Origin of the sequence: Caballeronia humi, assembly GCF_001544475.1 — a bacterium.
Lineage (GTDB): Bacteria > Pseudomonadota > Gammaproteobacteria > Burkholderiales > Burkholderiaceae > Caballeronia > Caballeronia humi.
In genome coordinates this window covers 1-4,807 of record NZ_FCNW02000126.1, presented here as the reverse complement: position 1 = coordinate 4,807, position 4,807 = coordinate 1, and the positions used below count along the sequence as shown (strand labels likewise).

The window sequence follows — 4,807 nt, the reverse complement described above, 5'->3', positions numbered from 1 at the left end:
AACGGAAAGTTAATCGCGACGGCGACGCCGGGAGAGCCCCGCCGCTTCGCTCAACCCCGCCGCGTCGCCAGTTCCGCGCCCTGGCGCAGCGCCTCGAGCAGGCTGCCTTCGTCGGCGATGCCCTTGCCCGCGATATCGAACGCCGTGCCGTGATCCACCGAGGTGCGGATCACGTCGAGCCCGACCGTCACGTTCACGCCCGCCTCTAGCCCGAGCACTTTCACCGGCCCGTGCCCCTGGTCGTGATACATCGCGACGACGAGATCGAAGTCGCCGCGGCCCGCACGGTAGAACAGCGTGTCGGCGGGAAGCGGCCCCGTCACGTCGAGCCCACGTTCCTGCAACACTTTCACTGCCGGAATAATCTTCTCCTCTTCCTCGCCGTAGCCGAAAAGACCGTTTTCGCCCGCGTGCGGGTTGATCCCGCACACGCCGATGCGCGGCTTCGCGATGCCCGCCTTCACGAGCGTCGCGTTGCCGCGCTCAATCGTACGCTGCACGAGGCCCGGCTCGATCTTGCGGATCGCGTCGATGATGCCGATATGCGTGGTCACGTGGATCACGCGCAGTTGCGGCGCGACGAGCATCATCGACACTTCGTCGATGCCCGTCAGTTGCGCGAGCATCTCCGTGTGGCCCGGGAACTTGTGGCCGCCCGCATGCAGCGCCTCCTTGTTGAGCGGCGCCGTGCAGATTGCGTCGATTTCGTTCGCCTGCGCAAGTTCGACAGCGCGCGCGATGTAGCGATACGCCGCGTCGCCGGCGATTGGCGAAAGTTCGCCGAACGGCAGGTCGTCGGGGATCAGCCCGAGGTCGATGCAATCGATCACGCCCCGCTCGTAGCGCGCCTCGGACGCCTGCGCGATGCGCCGCACCCGCGCGCTGCCGCCGACGATCTCGTTCGCGCGTTCCAGACGCCGCGCGTCGCCGATCACGAGCGGGCGGCATTGCGCGTAGACCGCGTCGTGCGTCAGGCTCTTGACAATGATTTCGGGGCCAACGCCGGTCGCGTCGCCCATCGTGATGCCGATTATGGGGAGGTAGTTGCTCATAGTGTGCTTTCGATGTAAGTAGGTTCAGCGCGTCGCGAGGGTGGACGCAGCGGTGTGTTCAGGTTTGGCCGTGCCGCGCAGGTGCAGGTACGCGCCATAGAGCGCGTGTTCGCTGCCGAAGGCGCCGGCCTTGGTGACGATCGCGGGTCGCGCGGTGCCGCCGGGCCGCGCCACGGCGACGCCCGCTTCGATTTCCGCCAGCAGTTCGAGACTGCGGATGTTCGCGGCGACGAGCATCGCCCGGGCGGTCTCGCCGCCGGTCGCTATCAGGCCGCCGAGGCGCCCGAAATGCGGGGCGACGAGCGCGGCTAGCATCGTCGAGAGATGCGCGCCTTCAGCTGGATCAAACGCTTCGTCACGGCCGATGCGCACGATCAGGTCCGCGTCTGCCTGCAATTGGGCGCCGATCCGGTCGAGCCATTCGCTCCAAGCGGCGTGGCGCTCGCCTTCGCGCAGCACGGCGGGCGGCACGACAAGTTCCGGGACGCCCGCGCGCTCGCGCAGCATTGCGCACTGGCGTTCGGAGACCGCCGACAGGCTGCCGACGAGGATCAGAATCGCGCCCGCTCGACCCGCTTCCGGCGAGGATGTCGCCGACGGTTGCGGCGCGGCATCGAAGAGATCGGGCAGCGCGGCGAGTTCGCGCGCGAGTCCGCCCGATCCGACCCAGAAGAACGGCTCGCTCATCGAAGCCGTGACTTTTGCAAGCACGCTTAGGTCGGCGCTCGTTTCGGCATCGACGATTAGCGCTTGCGCTGCGCCGTCGGCCGACGCGGCCGCCGCGATGCGTTCACGCAGCACCGCCCGATCGCCGCGCAGGGCATCGACGGAAAGCCGCTCCGTGCGCAAGCCCTCTGCTTCGAGCAGCGGCTGCAGGCCTGCGTTACGCCCGGCGTTTTCCAACTGCCACGTTTCCGTCGATTCGAGCGGCTCGCCGTGCACGAGCACGCGAGCGTCGCGCACCGTGCGGCCAGTCGCCGGAAACGCGGGTGCAACGATCGCGAGGCCCGCGAGCGGTTGCAGCGCCGCGACTTCGGCCGTCCAGTTGCCGCGCAAGGTCGAATCGATCTTCTTGTAGAGGCGCCGGCCGAGCGCGTGCAGCGCGTGCCATGCATCGGCGGTGCGCGCAGCTGCTTCGGACGGCGAGAGGCGTCGCGTGTCGGTATCGGCGGCGATGACCGTGGCGCTCGCGTCGGCGCCGGACGCGTCGAGCGTCACCACCGTGCGCCGCCCGGCGCCCGCGAAACCGATCGCGCAATCGGCGGCGCCCGAGAGATCGTCGGCGATGATCAGCATGCCCGTCGTTCTTCCTTCAGCCGCGCTCATTGCGTCGCCTCCCGTGTGATGCGCCGCTCCGCGACGCGCTTTGCCACCGCCGCCGTCAGGATCGGCGACACGATCGCCGTCACGACGACGCACGCGGCAACCAGCAGTGTCGCGCTCTTCGCGGCTTCGGCGTAGACCGGATTCGCCGCCGCGATCAGCGCGGGAACCGCCGCCGCGTTACCCGCTGTATTCGCCGCCGCCATGCCCGCGACGCCGGTGCCGCCCGTCAGGCGATCGGTGAAATAGAGCGGAATGCCCGTCACGATCACGACCGCGAGGCCCAGCCCGATGCCGAGCAAGCCCGCCTGCCAGACTTTGTGCAGGTCGAGGCTGGCGCCGAGCGCGAGCGCGAAGAACGGGATCATCACCGGCACGGCACGCGCGAGAAAGTCGCGCATTTCGCGATCGAGGTTGCCGAGCAGCATGCCGAGCGCGAGCGGCAGGATGCTGCCGACGAGCGTTGGCCACGGAAACGCCGAGAGGCCCGCGACGCCGAGCGTCACCATCGTGAGGAACGGGCCCGATTCGAGCGACATGATCGTGTACGCGCCGACGTCTTCCGACCTGCCGTACTGGCCCATCAGCGCCATGTAGAGGCCGCCATTGGTGTCGTTCATCGCGGCGACGACGGCGAGCGTCGAGATGCCGGCGAACAAACCGGACGACACCGGCTGCTCGCCCAGGAAATGCCCGAGCACCACGCCGGTCAGAATCGCCGTGCCGACTTTCGCCGCGAACAGCGCGCCGCCTTTCTTGAGCAGGTAGGGCGTCGCCTTCACGTTGATGCTCGCGCCCATGCAGACGTAGAACACGGCCAGGATCGGCAGCGCGCCGGTGAAGAGCGCGTTCGTGAACGAGCCGAAGAACTTCGGCATGCCGGGCAGGAACGTCGCGACGAGCGAGCCGATCAGGAGCGGCACGATCATCATGCCGCCGGGTACGCGCTCCACTGCGCGCTTGATGTAAATCTGAGCCATGCGTGTCTCCCCTTGAAATATTTGCGCGAATCGATCATTCTGTGATTGAAACAATCAAACCGAAGTGTAGGCGTTCTGCTCGATTCGCGCAATTTACGACTCGTCGGGGTTTACGTTGATCACAAAGCAATCGATTTACGGTTGAAATGATCGAAACAGTCATTTTTTCTGGTCTGCGGTCAGATAAGGAGCAGCATTGGACGCGTGCCCGATCCGATACACTGGGCGCCCGCCGGGACAAACACACGGGGATTCATGAAAGTTGCCAAACGCCGCGAGGCGATGCTGCGCGCCGTGCTCTCCGGCATGAACGACGTGAGCGCGCTCTGCGAGCACTTCGGGATGTCGGAGGCGACGGTGCGGCGCGACCTGCGTGCGCTCGCCGACGAGCGGCGCATCGTGCGCACGTATGGCGGCGCCGCGTCGGTGGGCATGCACGAGCCGGAGGAATCGCTCGATATGCGGCGCGAGAGCTTTCGCGAGCAGAAGGAGGCGATCGCACGCGCGGCGGCATCGCACGTGCAGGACGGCGACACGATCTTCCTCGACGGCGGCACGACCACGGCCGCGCTTGCGCACTGTCTCGCGGGGCGCCAGGGCATCCATGTGGTCACGAACAACCTGCTGGCCGTCGGGCTGCTCGCGCCGAGCGACGTGCCGGTGACGCTGATCGGCGGCGACGTGCGCCCGTCGAGCATGAGCACGCTCGGACCGCTCGCGCAGATCGCGCTGTCGCGCATCACCGTCGACAAGGCGTTTCTCAGTGCGGACGGGGTCGTCGCGGGGCGGGGGCTGTGCGAGGCGAGCGCCGAGCAGGCATTTTTAAAGGAATGTGTGATTCGGCAGGCGGCGAGCGTGTTCGTGCTCGTGACCTCGAACAAGCTGGAGCGCGCAAATCAGCAGCATTGGACGCCGCTCGAGCGCGGATGGACGCTGATCACCGATGCTGCGCGCGACGCGCCGGCGCTGGAACGGTTCGCGTTGCTTGATGAAGTGGCGGTGGTTTCGGCGGAAGCGGGGAAGTGAACGTCGCATCGGACTCGTGGATGCACCTTCGTTTTCTGCCAGATTCGTGCCGCAGCGACCTAGGCAGCAAACGACACCGTCTCAATAGCTCACTTTAAAGGTCGGCGAATCTTCTGGCTGATGACGCCGCCGGTCATAGATCCGTGTCGTTGCGATGTTCGCGTGGCCAAGCCATTCCTGCACCGACGCAATATCGGCGTTTCGCTCAAGTGCATTGGTGGCGGCAGTTGCCCGCAGACTATGGACGCGGAAACCGTGAACCTTGATCCGGGACTTTGCCGCGTAGCCGAGCACGATCTTATAGACGCCATCGGCGGAGAGCGCCGCCCCCGTGTGCCGGCGGGCGGGCTGGAAGAGCGGGGCGTCCGGTGCGTCGCGGTGGCCGGCGACTTCCAAATAGAGATGAATTTTTGCGGCGCTGTCCGG

Annotated in this window: 5 protein-coding genes; 1 reads left to right on the top strand and 4 read right to left on the bottom strand. The window is 66.7% G+C overall.

What is annotated here, in order from left to right; translation table 11 throughout:
- Window positions 1-50: 50 nt before the first annotated feature.
- Genes pdxA through AWB65_RS34190 form a run of 3 tightly spaced genes read right to left on the bottom strand, consistent with a single transcriptional unit; the run spans window position 51 to window position 3,355 of the window.
- Window positions 51-1,052 (bottom strand): 4-hydroxythreonine-4-phosphate dehydrogenase PdxA, encoded by a 1,002-nt coding sequence (pdxA, locus tag AWB65_RS34200; RefSeq protein WP_087671186.1) that lies wholly within the window; start codon window positions 1,050-1,052, stop codon window positions 51-53.
- Window positions 1,053-1,076: 24 nt separating this feature from the next.
- On the bottom strand, window positions 1,077-2,378 hold the full coding sequence (locus tag AWB65_RS34195; protein WP_087671185.1) for a four-carbon acid sugar kinase family protein: 1,302 nt from the start codon (window positions 2,376-2,378) through the stop codon (window positions 1,077-1,079).
- A complete protein-coding gene (locus AWB65_RS34190) occupies window positions 2,375-3,355 on the bottom strand; it encodes a 2-keto-3-deoxygluconate permease (RefSeq protein WP_087658608.1) in 981 nt (326 codons plus the stop codon). Before AWB65_RS34190 ends, AWB65_RS34195 begins: the two co-directional genes overlap by 4 nt.
- A 255-nt stretch (window positions 3,356-3,610) precedes the next feature.
- Here AWB65_RS34190 and AWB65_RS34185 point away from each other — a divergent pair, with 255 nt between their 5' ends.
- On the top strand, window positions 3,611-4,381 hold the full coding sequence (locus AWB65_RS34185; RefSeq protein WP_087658609.1) for a DeoR/GlpR family DNA-binding transcription regulator: 771 nt from the start codon (window positions 3,611-3,613) through the stop codon (window positions 4,379-4,381).
- Window positions 4,382-4,462: 81 nt separating this feature from the next.
- On the opposite strand, the gene AWB65_RS37510 is transcribed toward AWB65_RS34185, so the two are convergent.
- Window positions 4,463-4,807 (bottom strand): tyrosine-type recombinase/integrase (locus AWB65_RS37510; RefSeq protein WP_159907961.1); only part of this gene is annotated, 345 nt, incomplete at its 5' end.

Bases quoted from the DNA above. Each gene is read 5' to 3' on its own strand.
- AWB65_RS34190 (WP_087658608.1), bottom strand. From the start codon at position 3,355: ATGGCTCAGATTTACATCAAGCGCGCAGTGGAGCGCGTACCCGGCGGC.
- pdxA (WP_087671186.1), bottom strand. From the start codon at position 1,052: ATGAGCAACTACCTCCCCATAATCGGCATCACGATGGGCGACGCGACC.
- AWB65_RS34185 (WP_087658609.1), top strand. From the start codon at position 3,611: ATGAAAGTTGCCAAACGCCGCGAGGCGATGCTGCGCGCCGTGCTCTCC.
- AWB65_RS34195 (WP_087671185.1), bottom strand. From the start codon at position 2,378: ATGAGCGCGGCTGAAGGAAGAACGACGGGCATGCTGATCATCGCCGAC.